Source organism: Myroides guanonis, assembly GCF_900114085.1.
GTDB classification, from domain to species: Bacteria; Bacteroidota; Bacteroidia; order Flavobacteriales; family Flavobacteriaceae; genus Flavobacterium; species Flavobacterium guanonis.
In genome coordinates this window covers 72,841-90,405 of sequence record NZ_FORU01000013.1, presented here as the reverse complement: position 1 = coordinate 90,405, position 17,565 = coordinate 72,841, and the positions used below count along the sequence as shown (strand labels likewise).

Sequence of the window (17,565 nt, the reverse complement as noted above, 5' to 3'; positions counted from 1 at the left end):
CCAAAACCGAGTGCAAATATAGAAAGTCTTTTTACTCTTACAAAACCTTTTTTGATTTTTTTTGAATATATATCTTTAATTTATTCATAGAAAGAATAAATTGATATTCATCTCGGGTTTGCTCAAATTTTAGATAATCTACTTTTACCAATGCGAATATACTAAAATGTTCGAATACATCCATATAATTTGAATTTTAGCTGAAAAGCTTTTCAAGGAGAAGAAGTTTAGGTTTTGGAATTATAATTGTATTGCGTTTTTTGACTCCAAACCTAAAAATGTGTAATTAATGTTATGTGTAAGTTAATTAAACATTAAATTTACATGCTAAAATACTGTTTTAAAAAACATTGAAATTAATGGTAAATCAAAAATTGTTCAGTAGAAGTGTACTGTATGGGCTTCGTTACTTTGGATTGTTAGTTGTTCTTTTTTTTCTAAGTAGGCTCATATTCTTGATTACTTTCGGTAATTGGGTAGAGTTGAAGGAGTACAAGGTAGGTGTGTTAAAGGCTTTTCTTACTGGGGCTAGATTTGATGTATCTGCAATTTGTTATGTTTTTTTACCTGTCGTTTTGCTTTGGCTTGCCGCTATTTGGATTCCTAAAAAAAAGGAAGTAAGTTTTTTAAAATATTATAGATGCTTTATTGATATTTATCTATTTATAGCACTAATAGTTTTGTTAAGTCTTCAGATAATAGATTATTTTTATTATCAATTTTTTCAATCTCACATTGATATTTTGTTTTTCGGAATCTTTAAAGATGATACAGTTGCGGTTTTAAATTCTGTTTGGACAGATTATCCCATTTTTAAAATAATTACTTGCTATTTGTTGGCAATTTTCATCTTTGTGTGGCTTAACAAGAAGTCGGAGATATCAAATCGAATGGGAAATACTCGTACTTTAAAGATGAATTTCTGGCTTTTATTGTTGGTTTTTCCATTGTTTTTTATCGGTATGAGAGGAAGTATTGGTGTTTTTACTTTGAAACGAGATCATACAAATATATCGTCAAATAGTTTTGTAAATTCTTTATGCTATAATGCTGTTTATGCTTTAAAGTATGCTAATTCAGAATTAAAAAATAATAGTATTGAGCCTGATTATAATTTAGAATTGACTTCTAATGGTTATGCTTCTATTGGAGACTTGAGTGATAAGTATGATAATTTTATTGTAGAGAGTTATGATGACGAGCTATTAATGAAAACCAAGTATGATTCGTTTATAGATGAAAACCCTCCTAATGTTGTATTTGTTTTAATGGAAAGTATGAGTAATCATTATTTTGAGCTAAATAGTAAGGATTTGAATGTGTTGGGAGATCTCGCTGATGAACTTCCAAATTTATATTATTTTAAAAATGGTTTGTCTGCTTTTAATGGAACTATTTATACATTAGAAAACTTATTGGTTAATACTCCTAAAAACATCATTTCTCAGTCAGCTTATTACGACGTTTCTTTTTCTTCATCTGTTGCTAGGCCTTTTAAACAGAAAGGTTATGATACTTCTTTTTTGACTGGTGCTAATACTAGTTGGAGAAATGTTGATAAATTCATTATGCATCAAGGTTTTGATAGGGTAGAAGGAAAACCTTTTATTGAAGAGAAGTATCCTGATGCATCTTCATTTGCATGGGGAGTCCATGATGAGTATTTGTTTGATTACATAAGAGAGCGGTTAGAAGATAATAAGGAAAAGCCTCAATTTATATTTGCTCTAACTATAAGTAATCATACTCCTTTTGAGGTACCTAATAGAGAGAATCTATATCCTATTAAGATGAATGAGGAAATAAGAGGGATGATTCGGGTTGATGAGAAAATGGCTTATGATAACTTTTATGCTCATCAATATGCTGCAAATCATTTAGCGCGGTTTATCCGTGATATTCGTGAGTCTGAATTTGGAGAGAATACAATTGTTGTTGCAACTGGTGATCATAATATTAGACAAGTGTTTGAGTATTCAGATGTTAATGCGTTTTTGAAGAAAAGTGTTCCCATACTTTTTTACATACCAGAAAAGTATAAGCCATCTTATTTTGATGAAAATCTCTATGTGTCACATAAAGATATTTTTCCTACCATTTTTAACTTGAGTTTATCTAATCAAAAGTATGTTTATTCTGGAGATGATATGTTTAAGAAATCTGAAGGATACCGTTTTGCTTTGAATAACTATGATTTTATTGCAGATTCTTTAGGAGTGGTTACAATGGAAGGGGCTGAACCAGTTTATTATAAGTGGGAAAATGGTTCTCGTGGGAAATTAAAGTTGGGAAGTGTAAAAGAGAAACATGCAATATTTATGATGGAGAAGATGAAGTCTTTCAAAACCTTACAAACTACTCAGCTTTATTTGGATATTGAAAATAGCCGCGGAAGTAAGAAAATGGTGTTTAGGTAATTAAAAAAGGACTACTTCTGTTAAATAAAAGCAGTCCTTTTTTAGAAATAAAATATTTTAAAAGGTATCGTATACCTTTTGTGGTTGCTAATGATTGTGAAGAAAAGATTGTCTTTTTAATAGGGTATCTTCGTCTTCAACGTGATTGTCATCTGGGACACAACAATCTACTGGGCATACTGCCGCACATTGTGGTTCTTCGTGAAAACCTTTACATTCTGTACATTTATCTGGTACAATGTAATATAAGTCATCTGATATTGGTTCTTGTGCAGCGTCAGCATCTACTTCTGAACCGTCTGGTAGTATGACGGTACCTCTTAATTGAGTTCCATCTTTGTATCTCCAGTCATCTGCTCCTTCGTATATTGCGTTATTTGGACATTCAGGTTCACAAGCACCGCAATTGATACATTCGTCTGTTATTATGATTGCCATAGCTTATATTTTTGTGTTTATTGTATTAACTTTGCTACAAAAATACACCCAAAACATTTCACAAACAAATCAATATGGTTCTAGACGATAAAAAAAAGGCTTTTATTACATTAGGAAAATTCATGAGTCAATTTACTGCAGTTCCTTTTGTAAGTGATGCTCAAGTACCCAATAATGCTTCTTTTTTCGATTCTTTTGTAGAGTTAATGCATAGTTCAGTTCATTATAATGGTTGGTTTACAATAGAACAAGTTATGCATGCGGTTCGGACATGGTCTAACTCATTAACCGAAGAGAATATTAATATTTGGACTTCTAAATATAATTTGGAATCTGAGCCATTAAAAAAGGTAGGAATGATTTTAGCGGGAAATATACCTCTAGTTGGTTTTCATGACCTACTTTCTGTACTACTTTCTGGTAATATCGCAATAGTGAAATTGTCTTCAAATGATCAAAAGGTTTTACCTTTTTTGGTTCGCTATTTAATTTCTATAGAACCTGGTTTTGATGGACGAGTTGTTTTTGTAGAAGGTCGTTTAGAGGGGTTTGATGCTGTTATTGCAACTGGTAGTAACAATACAGCGCGTTATTTTGAGTATTATTTCTCAAAATACCCAAGTATTATTCGGAAGAACAGAAATTCCGTAGCTATTTTAGATGGAAATGAATCAGAAGAACAATTGATAGCTTTAGGTAGGGATATTTTTACCTATTTTGGGTTAGGATGTAGAAATGTGTCGAAGTTTTATGTGCCTACGGGTTATAATTTTGATGCTTTTTTTAATGCAATGTTTCATTATAAAGAGTTGATTGAGTATGAGAAGTATTCAAATAACTATGATTATAATAAGGCGGTTTTCTTGATGAGTGAATTCAAAATATTAGATAATGGGTTTATGACTATCATGGAGGATAAAGGGTATGCTTCTCCAATTTCTTCTGTATTTTATGAATACTATGATGATTTGAATGAGTTGAGTAATCGTTTATTAGATGAAGAACAAAAAATACAATGTATTGTTTCAAATGATTTGATTGATGGTAGTATTGCTTTTGGTGAAACTCAGGAACCTAAACTATGGGATTATGCAGATGGAATTGATACCATGGAGTTCTTGTTGAAATTATAGTGCTTTTTTCGTTTTGCTAATAGCAATTTGATTTACTGTAAAATATTTATCCTTACTATTAACTTCTTAAATATTTGTGATATGCATAATTTTAGTGCAGGACCTTGTGTATTACCTCGTGAAGTTTACCAGCAAGCAGCACAGGCAGTTTTGGATTACCAAGGAAGTGGGTTGTCTATACTAGAAATCTCGCATCGGTCAGATGATTTTTTATCTATTTTAGCAGAAGCTCGTTCTCTTGCTTTAGACTTATTACATCTTGATAAATCTAAATATAAGACGTTGTTTATGCAAGGTAGTGCAAGTCTGGAGTTTTTACGTGTTCCTTATAATCTACTAAAGACTGAAGCTGGTTATATAGATACAGGAGTGTGGTCTAGTAAAGCAATTGCACAAGCTGAATTATTTGGAAAGGTTAGGTTGATGGGGAGTTCTAAAATTACCCAATATAGAACAATACCAGAATTAGTTTTAGAAAACAGCAGTTTAGATTATTTACATTTCACTTCTAATAATACTATTTATGGGACGCAATTCAATGAAGTTCCAAAAGTAAATGTTCCTCTAGTTTGTGATATGAGTTCTGATATTTATTCAAGAACTTTTGATTATAGTAAAATTGATTTGATTTATGCAGGAGTTCAAAAAAATATTGGACCAGCAGGTTTGAGTATGGTGTTGGTTAATGAGTCAATACTGGGGAAAACAAATCGAGTTATTCCAAATATATTAGATTATAATGAGCATTTAAAAACAGATAATTTATATCATACAGCGAATGTTTTTGGAGTGTATAGTTGCTTGTTAAATTTACGATGGTTGCAAAATCAGGGTGGTGTTGAAGCTATTGAAAAAAGGAATGAATCTAAAGCAAAATTGCTTTATGAAACATTAGATACTTTAGATTTCGTAGAAACTTATTCGGATATGAACTGCAGGTCAAATATGAATGTAGTTTTTCATTTTAATAATAAATCGATAGACGCAATGTTTGACGATTTATGTAAAGAAGCATCTGTAGTAAATTTAAAAGGACATAGAACTTTGGGAGGGTATAGAGCTTCTTTGTATAATGCCTTAGATATTGAGAGTGTTCATGTTTTAATAGAGGTTTTAAATCAATTAGAAAAACAAGTATAAGTTTAAGGGAGTTTTTTAAAAGAATTTTAAAGAGATGTTGTCATAATGTACTGTGATACAGATGTATACATACATTTTGTTTTAATTATATAAAATAAGCATGAAAATATTAGCTAATGGTCAGCTCGTTGACGAAGTTAAAGAGATTTTGGAATCTTCTGGTTTTGAAGTAAAAGAAGTTCAAGTTGCATACGAACAGCTTTCTAGTTATACGAAAAAGAATAATGTAGATATATTGTGGTTAATTCATACAGGATTGTTAGATAGGGATCTGTTAAATGACTTAACTCATGTTAAAGTTTTGGTTTTAGCAAATGAAAGTGTAGAACTTGAGGTGATTGATTACGCTTTATCATTGGGTATATTAGTAGTTTGGGCAGAGGAAGCTTTATCAAATGCGACTGCGGAATTGGTTTTTGCACACCTTTTTAATGGTTGTCGTTTGTTACCTGAAGCAAATAGAAATATGCCTTTAGAAGGGGATACAAGTTTTAAATTTCTACACGAATCTTATAGTAATGGGATTGAACTTTCAGGTAAGACATTAGGGATTTTAGGAATGAGTAGATCAGGACTTAAAGTGGCCCAGAAGGCTTTGGGACTTGGTATGGATGTGATTTATTATGACGAAAATAGATCAAGTGTTTCTGAGGTTGTTGTTTTGCCAAATGGGATATCTTTTCCGATAGAGTTAAAATCAATATCTTTTGAAGAAGTTTTGGAGTATGCGCACTTTATTACTATACATACAACTTTTTATGAGAAGTATTTAATTAATGCAAATTCATTTGAGGTTGCTAATAATCTGATAGGAGTAATAAATTGTGCTTATCCAGAAGCTATTAATGAAGTGGATTTAGTAGAAGAAATTAATAAAGAAACTATTTTATTTGCTGGCTTAGATCGTTTTGAAGAGGAACCAAATCCTGCTATTCAAGTTTTGATGCAACCAGCTTTTTCATTATCGCCAAATATTAATAGTGCTACTCAAGAGAGTAAGAAATCTATTGATGCTGAATTGATTGAAAAAATATTGAAGATCAAAAAATAATTCTTATTTTTAATATCAACATAAATAGGAAAAGAAATGATAGATCAAATAAAAAAAATAATAGAGCAAGTAAGTAATCAGGAAGGCAACAATGGGCTTCCAACAGATTTAACAAAACAAGTTACAGAAGAAACAGGGAATTCTATATTATCTGGGTTTAAGACAGCAGTTTCTTCGGGAAATTTGAGTCAGGTTACCGATTTATTTCAAGGTGGAACTACGAATTTGGCTTCAAATCCACTTGTGTCAGGAATGATTACTAACTTGGTAGGGAGTTTATCAGGAAAGTTAGGTATAGATCAAGGAACTTCGACTAGTTTTGCAAATAGTATTATACCTAAAGTAATAGAAACTATAGTTTCTAAATCTAAAGAAGGCGGTTTTGATTTTAAAGATTTAATTGGAGCTTTTTCTGGTGGTGGAATAGGAGATATGATAGGAGGGATAACTGATAATCTATTTAATAAAGATAAATCTTCTGAAAGTGGTGGAGCTATGGATGCATTAAAAGATATGTTTAAATAAAAGATTTATCAATTGCAGTCCTTTCAGGGAAATTTTAAATTTTTGAACGATATTACAAAAAATGATCTGAGGATTCTCAGATCATTTTTTGTTTAAATATTTGTGTAGTTAATTTGAAACTGGTATATCCTGAACAGAAATTGTATCTTTTCTGTTTTCCATAACTTTATAAGCGTTTACAATCTTTTTAACTAATTTATGTCTTACGATGTCTTTATCATCTAAATAAATCATTCCAATTCCATCCACGTCTTTTAAGATATGAAGTGCTTCTTTTAAACCAGAACTAACTTTTCTTGGTAGATCAATTTGTTCAGGATCTCCTGTAATTATAAATTTCGCATGTTTCCCCATTCTAGTCAAGAACATTTTCATTTGTGAATGAGTGGTGTTTTGAGCTTCGTCTAATATTACAAAAGCATTATCTAGTGTTCTTCCTCTCATAAAAGCCAATGGAGCTATCTGGATAATACCTTTGAGTAAGTAATCGTCTAGTGTTTGAGGTGGAAGCATGTCTCTAAGTGCATCATATAATGGTTGCATGTAAGGGTCAAGCTTTTCTTTCATATCTCCAGGAAGAAAACCAAGGTTTTCACCTGCTTCTACAGCTGGTCTTGTTAATATGATTCTTTTAACTTGTTTTTCTTTCAACGCTCTAACAGCTAATGCTACTCCTGTGTATGTTTTACCAGTTCCTGCAGGACCTATGGCGAAAACCATGTCGTTTTTTTCTACGAAATGAACTAATTTTTGCTGGTTCGGGGTGATAGCTTTAATGATTTTTCCTCCAACGCCGTGTACAAGAATGTTTTCCGAAGAAGACATAGTTTGTGGACCGTTGTCCATAACTATACGTTCGATAACATTATCGTCAATTTTATTAAATTTGGAAAAATATTTGATTATACGTTCGAAACGAAGCTCAAACTCATCAAGTATTTCATTCTCACCATATGATTTTAAAATGGAGCCCCTTGCAACTAATTTTAGCTTAGGGAAAAGCTGTTTCAATGTTTCTAAATGGATGTCTTGTGGACCCCAAAACTCATTTGCTGTAATACCTGTAAGTTCAAATGTTCTTTCGTTCAAAAGCAATAAGATTTAATTAAAAAAATAAACTAATTTTGTACTACTCAAAGCTAACATAAAAAACAATATATTCTTATTGTTATAGTAAAAAAATATAATGCATAGAATAATTACACTTACAACCGATTTAGGATATCAAGATTATTTCGTTGGAGCGATTAAGGGAAAAATACGCTCTAAAGGAATTGAAAATGAGGTCATAGATATCTCCCATGGTGTTAGCTTTTACAATATAGAAGAGGCAGGTTTTGTAGTCTCTGCAGCATACAAGCACTTTCCGAAAGGGACTATTCATATAGTCGCAGTAAGTTGTGAAATAACAGAATCGACAAAACCAATATTAGTTTTGTTTGATGGTCATTATTTTGTTTCTGCCGATAACGGAACCTTAAGTTTTTTATTTAAAGAACCAGATAGAGCCCAAGTCGTATATTTACACCATGAAAATTTTGAAGAATCTATAGATGTTTTTATTAATGCTGTAAAACAATTGAATCAAGGAAAAGAACTTGAAGAGGTTGGTGTTTTAACGGATAAAATAACACAATTTAGTGGGGTTAATCTTACTATATCCTCTGATAGAAGAGTCATTCGTGGAAATGTGATATATGAAGATCATTTTGGTAATGCTATAACAAATATCAGTAAATCTATTTTTGAGGATATTAGAAATGGTAGGAATTTTGAGATTAAAGTAAAAAATAGGTTTATTAAGAAAATAAATAAGTATTTTTCCGACTTTAATACTTCAGAAAGTGTTTCAATAAATGATAAAGTGGGTGACTTGTTAGCTATTTTTAATGATTTAGATTATTTGCAAATCAGTATATTTCACTCAAGTCCAAATGGACCAGGATCACCTAAAAGCTTGATTGGTCTTGAACTTAGAGACTCAATTACTATTGAATTTGAAGATAAACCAGATGAAATAATATTATAATATGTTTATACGTATCGTGAAACTTAGCTTTCAAGAGGATAAAGTTGTAGAATTCTTAGAGTATTTTGAAACTATTAAAAGTAGGATTCGTTATTTTCCAGGTTGTGAATTTCTAGAATTATATAAGGATAAAAATCAGTCTAATGTGTTCTTTACATATAGCTATTGGAATGATGTTCAGAATTTGGAAAATTATAAAAATTCTGAAACATTTAGAGAAATATGGCCATTCGTAAAAACTTTGTTTAAAGATAAACCTGAGGCTTGGAGTGTTGATAAGATAGCAACCCTTAATTAGATTCTATGAAATCGATATTATTACGCGAGATTAAATCATTTTTCGGATCAGTTATGGGGTATCTCGTAATTGTGGTTTTTTTAGTACTGAATGGATTGTTTTTATGGGGGTTGAATACTGAGTTCAATATTCCTCAATCAGGTTTTTCAGATATGTCGCCTTTTTTTAAACTATCGCCTTGGATTCTTTTGTTCTTAATTCCTGCAGTAACAATGAAAAGTTTTTCAGAGGAACTTAAACAAGGCACAATAGAGTTGCTGCTTACTAAGCCTTTGACTGTTTGGCAGATTGTTCTTGGAAAGTTCATGGGGGCCTTCGTGTTATTTTGTATTGCAATTCTACCGACTGTTTTCTATGTATATGTTCTTTCTGAATTTAGCTTGGCTACTATGACATTAGATTACGGAAGTATTATTGGTTCATATTTTGGACTATTGTTTTTAGCTTCTGCTTATACATCCATAGGGATTTTTAGTTCCGTTCTATCAGAAAATCAGATAGTAGCTTTTATAATTGCTGTTCTTTTGTGTTTGTTTTTCTTTCTAGGATTGGAAGAGTTATCTAAGGTTTTAGGAAATGCAGGATTATGGATTGAGAAGGTGGGAATTAGCTATCGATTTAAAAGTATGGGTAGGGGAGTTATAGACACGAGAGATTTACTTTATTTTATTAGTTTTTCTGCATTATTTCTAGGAGCTACTGTTTTTAAATTAAAATTATTGAAGAAATGAAAAACATGACTAAAATAAATAGCTTCAAATCATTTCTAGGAGTTATTGTGATTTTAATAGTTCTGAATATTGCAGGTAGTTTTCTTTACAAACGGTTTGATTTAACTCAGGATAAAAGATATACATTATCGGAGGTAACTCTTAAGGTGTTAGATAATATTCATGAAGAAATTGTAATTGATGTGTTTTTGGAAGGCAATTTTCCTTATGAATTTAGAAGGTTGCAAACAGAAACTAGACAGTTATTAGAAGAGTATCAAACTAGAAATAATAATATTAAATTTCAATTTATCAATCCTTTGGCTAATGATGGTTCTGAGGGTGAAAATATGCAATTGCTACTAGATTATGGATTAAAACCTATTAGTATTTCAGTAAATGATAAAGGAAAGCAAAGTCAGGAAGTTGTGTTTCCTTGGGCTATTGCATCTGCTGGGGAACGTTCTTCTAAGATACAACTTCTGAAAAATATGATGGGAGCGAATACTGAGGAAAAAGTTATTAGTTCTGTTCAACATTTAGAGTTTGCAATTACTGAATCAATAAATAAAGTTATTTCAGAAAAGACTAAAAAGATTGCTATTTTAAAGGGTAATGGCGAATTAGACGATATTTATATTGCTGATTTTTTGAAGAGCATTCGTGAGAATTATCATATAGCTCCTTATTCTTTAGAATTTGTAGGCGAAAAATCTACAGAGACTTTAGCTGAGTTATTAAAATTTGATTTAGCTATAGTTGCAAAACCAACAACCCCGTTTACTGATAAACAATTATTGGTTTTAGATCAGTTTGTTATGAAGGGAGGTAAAATGATGTGGTTGATGGATCAGGTGCAAGCTGATTTTGACAGCTTGCAAAAAACAGGTAGTATGCCTGTTTTTGCGAAAGATCAAAGTCTTGGTGAATTGTTTTTTAAATACGGGGTTAGGATTAATCCAGTTTTAGTAAAGGATGAAGTTGCAACACCAATTAAGCTAGCTGTTGGTAGACAAGGAAGCGAAACACAATATCAGGATTTTTTATGGAAATTTGCACCATTTGTTTATCCTGATTCAAAACACGCAATCGTGAATAATGTTGATGGAATTCGGTTTGATTTTACAAGTCCGATTGACACTTTGAAAAGCACAGTTAAGAAAACGATATTGCTAAAAAGCTCACCCTATTCAAGTTTATTTGGTACTCCTTCGGAATTAAGCCTGGATGTTTTAAATGAGGTTGTTAATGAGGATGAACTGAAATTACATGCGGGGTTTAACTTAGCTGTGTTAATGGAGGGGAAATTTGAATCCGTGTTTAAGAATAGGGTATTGCCTTTTAAAGTCGATTCTTTTTCGACTGAAAGTGTGCCAAATAAAATGATTGTTATCTCTGATGGAGATATTATCAGAAATCAATTAGACCAAAACTATGAACCTCTTGAATTAGGTTATGATAAGTGGACAAATAAACTTTACGGAAACAAAGAGTTTATTATGAATTCGGTTCAATACCTTTTGGATGATAGTGGTTTGATTAGTCTTAGAACAAAAGAAGTTTATTTTCCTTTGCTAGACAAACAAAAAGTATTTGAAAGTTATCGTTTTATTCAAATAATTACAATAGTGATTCCTATAGTGCTTTTAGTATTATTTGGATGTGTTTTAACTTATTTGAGAAAACGAAAATTCGCTAAAAAGGTAGATTAAAACCTTTCTTTATTAGTATTAATCTAATATATTTGTAACTTGTAAAAGGTTATTTTTACAATTAAAATGATAATTAATATGAAGTTTATAGTATCGAGTTCTTACTTGCTTAAACAACTGCAGATTCTAGGTAGTGTCATTAATAGCAGTAATACATTACATATTTTAGACAATTTTTTATTTGAATTAAATAATAGTGAATTAAAAGTTTCTGCATCAGATCTTGAAACTACTATGTCTGCTGCTTTACAAATTGAGTCTACTAGTCAAGGAAGTATTGCGGTTCCTGCAAAGTTACTTTTAGAAACTCTAAAAACTTTTCCTGAACAACCGTTGACGTTTACAGTTAAAGACAATAATACTATTGAAATAAGTTCAGATTTAGGAAAGTATGTTTTAGCTTATGCTGATGGTGAAGAATTTCCAAAGGCAGAATCACTTGATGATCCTTCAAAAACGGAGGTTCCTGCAGAGATTTTAGCAACGGCAATCAGTAAAACTATTTTTGCAGCAGGTAATGATGATTTGCGCCCAGTTATGTCTGGAGTGTTTTTTCAATTTGCTCCATCAGGATTAATATTCGTTGCTACAGATGCTCATAAATTAGTAAAATATTCAAGAGTAGATATTACATCTTCAAGCGAGGCAAATTTTATTATGCCTAAAAAGCCGTTAAATATTTTAAAAAATATTTTAATGACCTCAGATGCAGAAGTCTCTATTGAGTATAATGATTCAAATGCACAATTTTCTTTTGATAGTTATACTTTAACTTGTAGACTAATTGATGGAAAATATCCAAATTATGAAGCAGTTATTCCAAAGGAAAATCCTAATAAATTATTGATTAATAGAGCACAGTTTTTAAGTTCTGTTCGTCGTGTTGCAATTTATGCAAATAAAACTACCCATCAAATCAGGTTGAAAATTGCTGGAACGGAGTTAAATATTTCAGCAGAAGATATTGATTATTCTAATAAGGCAGATGAAAGACTTACTTGTGATTATCAAGGAGATGATATGCAAATAGGATTCAATTCTCGTTTCTTAACTGAGATGTTGAATAATCTACAGTCAGATGAGATTCAATTAGAGATGTCTTTGCCTAATCGTGCGGGTATTTTGACTCCAGTTGATGGATTAGATGACGGAGAGACAGTTACTATGTTAGTTATGCCTGTAATGCTTAATAGCTAATAAAATATTGTAATAATAAACAAAAAAGGTGTTCCAATTTTAATTGGAACACCTTTTTTGTTTATTGACGTTTAAAAGTTTTAATTGCACATTTTTATTAATGTCAAAAAAAAACTATCTCTTGTTATGGAGATAGCTTTTAATATATGCTATTATTTGACTATTTGTTTAGTAGCTCAGCAATTTTCTTTTCTAATTCATCACCTCTAAGGTCTCTTGCAACAATTATTCCATTTTCATCAAGAATAAATGTAGCAGGAATTCCTTTAACAGAATATTCTTTAGCAATAGGGTCGTTCCAATATTGTAAGTGGGAAATTTGAGTCCAAGTTAATTGGTCTTTTTCAATAGCTTGTTTCCAGCTATCAGCATCTCTATCTAATGAAACTCCAATTATGTTTAAACCTTGCTCATGATATTTGTTATAGATTCTAACTACATTAGGATTTTCGATTCTACAAGGTGAACACCACGAAGCCCAAAAATCAATAATAGTTACTTTTCCTAAACTTTCTTTTAAAGAAACTTCTTTTCCTTCTGGATTTGGAGCCGAAAAATCTGGTGCTTTTTGTCCAATACTTACTTTTGCTATTTTACCTAGGAATTCAGATAATTCTTTACTTGGTTGATATTTTTTTGCTTCTTCCGTGAATTTAGAAAACAATTCTTGAGCTTCTTCAGGTTGTACTGCGCCACCTTGTGCCATTTGACTTAATAGCAAAGTAGCTATATAAGAATCATTGTTTTCTTTTATAAAAGTTTTATTGTAATTGTTTAAATTTTCCATTTTTTCATCGTTAATTGCTAACAATGAGTCCATTACTTTACTGTTGTTTGTACTTCTTGCTTCTTCAAATATTGAATTAGCGTTTTGTTGAAATTCTTGAATATCTTTACGTAGTTTACTTACATTTTCATTGAAACTATTAAATGAGTCATTGTTTTTAGTTCCACTTACTTTTGATTCTTCAATATTTTCAGCATTAAATTTAACATTGATTTTTCCGTTTTCTAATACTAATGGAATATTTACATCATCACTTCCAAAAGTTAATGCTGATAGACCAACTTCCTCAACCAAACCTTTAAGCTCAAATTTTCCAGCTTTTACCTCTGTTGAATCTAAACTTTGATAATCCATTCCTACTTGTTTTTTCAAAAACACTTTTGTTCCGTCTTCTACTCCTTTAACTTCACCAGAAATGGCATAACCATCAACGGTATTATTGTTGCACGAAGCTAAGATTACTGCAGCTCCTAAAATTGAAAAGATTTTTTTCATTATTCTAATTTGTTTTATTAATTGGTGTATTATAAATTATTGTTTGTAACAAATATAGGTAAAAAACAATTTAGTCCTATATAGTGCTGTCTCAATCGGATGATTTAACAAAATATTTTACTTTACTAGTCTATAAAGAGGGGAAATGTTTAATACTCTTACTATTTTGAATTTAATAGCGATATCAAAAAGAAAGAGGCTATGTGTTATGTAATAGCCTCTTATTGATTGTGAGTTTTTTATTTGAGTAGTTTTGAAATTCTTTCTTCTAGATCTTTTCCTCTAAGGTCACGAGCTATAATGATACCATTTTCATCTAATATATAGACTGTTGGTACAGATTTTATTGAGTATTCTTTAGCTATAGGGTCTTTCATACCTTTAAGATTTGAGACTTGGATCCAAGGTAAGCTGTCCTGTATTATGGCTGATTTCCATTGCTCTCCATTTTCATCAACGGAGATTCCAATAATGTTGAGTCCTTTTTTATGGTATTTCTTATATAACTTTACAACATTGGGATTCTCTGCACGACAAGGTGCACACCAAGATGCCCAAAAATCTAGTATTGTAATTTTACCTAAATTATCTTTTAACGAAATTACTTTTCCTTCTGTATCTGGAGCAGTAAATTCAGGTGCTTTGTCTCCGTTTAGGAGAGAAAATTCTTTTCTCCAATAAGATTCTAGCCCTATACCTAATTCTGATCTCTTCATATTAGTACTCAGGTTATTGAATGCTTCATAAGCTACTCCTTTTGATATAGGAGAGAGGGCATCATTATATATAGAGTAGTTATATAATAACAATAATCTTAATAAATCGTCATTATTTTCATTGATATAATCTTTAATATATTCCCTGATTTTTATTTGGAATTCATTTTTTTGTTGGCCGAGTGAATTCATTGTTTCAATGTCTTCATTTTCAATAGCTTTTTCATATAGTATTTTAGCTTTTTCATTAAATGCTTCTTCTTCTCTTATGATTTTCAATTGCCCTAATTGCATCTCAGTATATTGGATGTTTAGTCTAGTACCATTTGCTTTGGTGTTTTCCATTATTTTAGCATCGTAATGAACTGTGATATTCCCGTTTTCTAGAATTAGTTTCATTGTATTTCGATTGTCATCATCGAACTTAATGGATGCTAAATAGGGTTTGTCGGCAACACCTTTAAATTCAAATTTACCATCTTTAAGTAGTGTTGTTGCAACAGTATCTGGTATGGCTGTTACGTGTCTACATAAAACTACGGTTGTTCCATCGTTAATTCCTGTTGTCTTACCTATTATAGTAAAGCTATCTTGTTGTTGTTTGCAAGAGGTCATTATTAAAAAGACTCCTACGAGAATAAAAAATATTTTTTTCATTGTGTGACATAGTTTAAAATTATTTGTAGTTAATAGTTTTTATTTTGTGAATTTTTAGAATAAAACTTTATTTGCTTTTTAATATTAATGATATTAGAAAGGGCATGAAGTAATTATAAATATTAGCTTCTAATTGGGAGTGTGGGTTTGTCCAATGGATAAAACGAGAAGGGGAGGAGATAGGGAGAGAGTCTTTTTAATTTAAAGTAAGTGCTCCAAGTATTTCTTTAGACATAAATGGACCACCTGGATACAAAGCAGTGTAATCTAAATTCAGCCACACTTGACCACGTTCATCAATGTGATAGTGAATTTCTTTTCCAAGACTTTCATCTTTAAATAATACCTCTTTGATTAAATAAATAATATTATCTAAATCTGCTTTGGTACCAATTAACATCTCGGGATATAAATGTTCTTTGGTGTGTATTATTCTAGGTGTACCACCTATTGCTCTAATAAGAGCTGACATTAAAATAGCATGATCATCACAGTCACCCGAAAAGTGCATAAGTGACTCAGAAGCAGTAGCTATATATTCTCGACCTTTAGGGTCATTTACATAATTCCAGCGATTTCTGACTTCTTTAAAAATTGCAAAACATTGTATAATTTGTCTGTATTCGTTATGTCCTTTAATGTTTGTAAAATGTTTAGTAGTAGCTAATAAAGCAAAATTACGAACCTTTGGGTTATTAAACTCAATAGCATTAATAATTTTATTTTTATTAGGGAAAGGAAGCAGTTTTGCTATAATAACATCTTGAGGATTTGGGTCTTCAGCCATTGAATAAACAATTGCTCGATAATCTTCATATACAGAGCTTAGACTGTATCCTCCGAATAAAGTACCCCAAATTAGAAAGGCAAAATAGCCAATTATACAAAGAACTAAAAACGTTTTTAATAACCTAAGGATAAGTTGTAAGGTAATTAATATGCTTGTAAATAATAAAATACGGTCAATTTGAAATGGCCAATTCGGGTCAATAATGTTTTGATGTAAGATGATAAATATTGGGATAGTCAATAGAATATTTAGAACAAAAATAATAATAGAGTCCAAAGGCTTGGGTAAAGCAAGCTTTGAATACCATTTTTTGTTATTAAAATCTATGGACTTATCTTTCATAAAAGACAACCGTTTCGTTTTTTTTAGGAACGGATTAATGATTCGTGTTCTAAAGTGTTTTCTATCAAATTTAAATTTTTAAGTGTCTGTTGTACTTTTAAAAGTGATTTTGTTTTAATTTGACTTTGTGACCATTGGGTTAATTGTAACCACTCTTGGATGTCTTCTAATTTTTGGTGGTATTTTACAGCTAGTGTCCGGTCTATGCTTGGTATTAGTTTGAACTCTTCTGTTGTTGTGTTTATAATATCTAATATTTGTTCTAGTACAGTTGAGTTATTATTTATAAAATCCGTCCTCCCTGCAATAACGAAAGAAGGCCAAGGTGTAGGACAAACATCAAGACGTCTAAAAATACCTTTATCTACTATCGGTTGTGTCATGAAACGTTCCCACATGAAATAATCAGCTTTATTTTTTGATAAAGATTCTATAGCTCCTTCTAAGGTGTTAACGACAATAAACTCCAGTTCGTCTGGATTCCAATTCATTTGTCTGGCATGTACTATTGCCATTAAATGAGAACCTGAGCCAAATCGACTAATAGCAACCCTTCTATTTCTTAAGTCTTCTGTTTTCTTAAACTCGGAATCATTTGCAACGTGTATTCCCCATAATAAGGGTGAAGAAACGAATTCTTGAATAATTTGACTTGGATTTCCAAATGTAATGTCTTTTATAATTCCTTCTGTTAGAATAACAGCTAAATCTGTTTCATTGTTCTTTAACATTTGACACATTTTCCCTGTACCTTCTGGTATATTTGACCATTCAAGTTCTATACCGCCATCATTAAACTCTCCATTTTCAATACACATATTCCAAGGGAAATTAAAGTGCTCTGGCACGCCAACAATTCTAACTTTCTTCATTTTCGAAATTTAATTGCTAAGATAATAAAAGAGAAAGCTAATTTGAATAATTATAGGTTAAAACCAATAAAAAAAGTTAGTCAAAGATTATTCTTTGTTTTGAGTGTTTCAACGGAAGCCCTTGCGTAATGAGATTACTATGTTTAGATGAATTGGAGCTTAAGAGACTGAGATAGATATAATTTAAGTTAAAACTCTTAGTCATAATTTGAGAAGTAGTGATGATAAAAAAAAAGTGATAACGCAAATCTAGAAT

Annotated in this window: 16 protein-coding genes; 10 read left to right on the top strand and 6 right to left on the bottom strand. The window is 31.0% G+C overall.

The annotated features are described in order from the left end of the window. The first annotated feature begins 359 nt into the window (after nucleotides 1-359). Complete coding sequence (locus BM024_RS11000; protein ID WP_090680158.1) at nucleotides 360-2,417, top strand: LTA synthase family protein; 2,058 nt, start codon at nucleotides 360-362, stop codon at nucleotides 2,415-2,417. Nucleotides 2,418-2,504: 87 nt separating this feature from the next. Here the strand turns inward: BM024_RS11000 and BM024_RS10995 are convergent, their stop codons facing one another. Further along, nucleotides 2,505-2,855: a 4Fe-4S dicluster domain-containing protein gene (locus BM024_RS10995; RefSeq protein WP_090680156.1), complete on the bottom strand. Its 351-nt coding sequence runs from the start codon at nucleotides 2,853-2,855 to the stop codon at nucleotides 2,505-2,507. A gap of 74 nt (nucleotides 2,856-2,929) precedes the next feature. Between BM024_RS10995 and BM024_RS10990 the strand changes: the two genes are divergently transcribed. The 4 genes from BM024_RS10990 to BM024_RS10975 all read left to right on the top strand — a co-directional run bounded on the left by BM024_RS10990 (nucleotide 2,930) and on the right by BM024_RS10975 (nucleotide 6,704). After that, nucleotides 2,930-3,988 carry an acyl-CoA reductase gene (locus BM024_RS10990; protein ID WP_090680154.1) on the top strand — a complete coding sequence of 353 codons (1,059 nt, stop codon included), beginning with the start codon at nucleotides 2,930-2,932 and terminating at the stop codon, nucleotides 3,986-3,988. A 72-nt stretch (nucleotides 3,989-4,060) separates the two neighbouring features. Next, a complete protein-coding gene (gene serC, locus BM024_RS10985) occupies nucleotides 4,061-5,128 on the top strand; it encodes a 3-phosphoserine/phosphohydroxythreonine transaminase (protein WP_090680193.1) in 1,068 nt (355 codons plus the stop codon). Nucleotides 5,129-5,228: 100 nt separating this feature from the next. Continuing rightward, entirely contained in the window at nucleotides 5,229-6,179 is a 951-nt protein-coding gene (locus BM024_RS10980; protein WP_090680152.1) for an NAD(P)-dependent oxidoreductase, read from the top strand. 36 nt (nucleotides 6,180-6,215) lie between these two features. Beyond that, nucleotides 6,216-6,704 carry a hypothetical protein gene (locus BM024_RS10975; RefSeq protein WP_177190204.1) on the top strand — a complete coding sequence of 163 codons (489 nt, stop codon included), beginning with the start codon at nucleotides 6,216-6,218 and terminating at the stop codon, nucleotides 6,702-6,704. 108 nt (nucleotides 6,705-6,812) lie between these two features. Here the strand turns inward: BM024_RS10975 and BM024_RS10970 are convergent, their stop codons facing one another. Then, entirely contained in the window at nucleotides 6,813-7,793 is a 981-nt protein-coding gene (locus BM024_RS10970) for a PhoH family protein (protein WP_090680192.1), read from the bottom strand. Between the two features lie 97 nt (nucleotides 7,794-7,890). On the opposite strand from BM024_RS10970, the gene BM024_RS10965 reads away from it, so the two are divergent. The 5 genes from BM024_RS10965 to dnaN all read left to right on the top strand — a co-directional run bounded on the left by BM024_RS10965 (nucleotide 7,891) and on the right by dnaN (nucleotide 12,650). After that, entirely contained in the window at nucleotides 7,891-8,733 is an 843-nt protein-coding gene (locus tag BM024_RS10965) for an SAM hydrolase/SAM-dependent halogenase family protein (RefSeq protein ID WP_090680151.1), read from the top strand. Nucleotide 8,734: 1 nt separating this feature from the next. After that, on the top strand, nucleotides 8,735-9,031 hold the full coding sequence (locus BM024_RS10960; protein ID WP_090680149.1) for a putative quinol monooxygenase: 297 nt from the start codon (nucleotides 8,735-8,737) through the stop codon (nucleotides 9,029-9,031). A 5-nt stretch (nucleotides 9,032-9,036) separates the two neighbouring features. Beyond that, nucleotides 9,037-9,762, top strand: a complete 726-nt coding sequence (gldF, locus tag BM024_RS10955; RefSeq protein WP_090680147.1) for a gliding motility-associated ABC transporter permease subunit GldF — start codon at nucleotides 9,037-9,039, stop codon at nucleotides 9,760-9,762. Next, nucleotides 9,759-11,453, top strand: a complete 1,695-nt coding sequence (gene gldG, locus BM024_RS10950) for a gliding motility-associated ABC transporter substrate-binding protein GldG (protein WP_090680146.1) — start codon at nucleotides 9,759-9,761, stop codon at nucleotides 11,451-11,453. Before gldF ends, gldG begins: the two co-directional genes overlap by 4 nt. Before the next feature lie 78 nt (nucleotides 11,454-11,531). Then, nucleotides 11,532-12,650, top strand: coding sequence for a DNA polymerase III subunit beta (dnaN, locus tag BM024_RS10945; RefSeq protein ID WP_090680190.1), 1,119 nt, complete (start codon nucleotides 11,532-11,534; stop codon nucleotides 12,648-12,650). A gap of 160 nt (nucleotides 12,651-12,810) precedes the next feature. Here the strand turns inward: dnaN and BM024_RS10940 are convergent, their stop codons facing one another. The 4 genes from BM024_RS10940 to BM024_RS10925 form a co-directional block, all read right to left on the bottom strand. Continuing rightward, nucleotides 12,811-13,932: a redoxin domain-containing protein gene (locus BM024_RS10940; RefSeq protein ID WP_090680144.1), complete on the bottom strand. Its 1,122-nt coding sequence runs from the start codon at nucleotides 13,930-13,932 to the stop codon at nucleotides 12,811-12,813. Nucleotides 13,933-14,171: 239 nt separating this feature from the next. Then, a complete protein-coding gene (locus BM024_RS10935; protein ID WP_090680142.1) occupies nucleotides 14,172-15,305 on the bottom strand; it encodes a TlpA disulfide reductase family protein in 1,134 nt (377 codons plus the stop codon). 196 nt (nucleotides 15,306-15,501) lie between these two features. Then, entirely contained in the window at nucleotides 15,502-16,437 is a 936-nt protein-coding gene (locus tag BM024_RS10930; protein ID WP_090680141.1) for a transglutaminase domain-containing protein, read from the bottom strand. Between the two features lie 23 nt (nucleotides 16,438-16,460). Further along, nucleotides 16,461-17,309, bottom strand: coding sequence for a substrate-binding domain-containing protein (locus BM024_RS10925; protein ID WP_090680139.1), 849 nt, complete (start codon nucleotides 17,307-17,309; stop codon nucleotides 16,461-16,463). Nucleotides 17,310-17,565 lie beyond the last annotated feature (256 nt).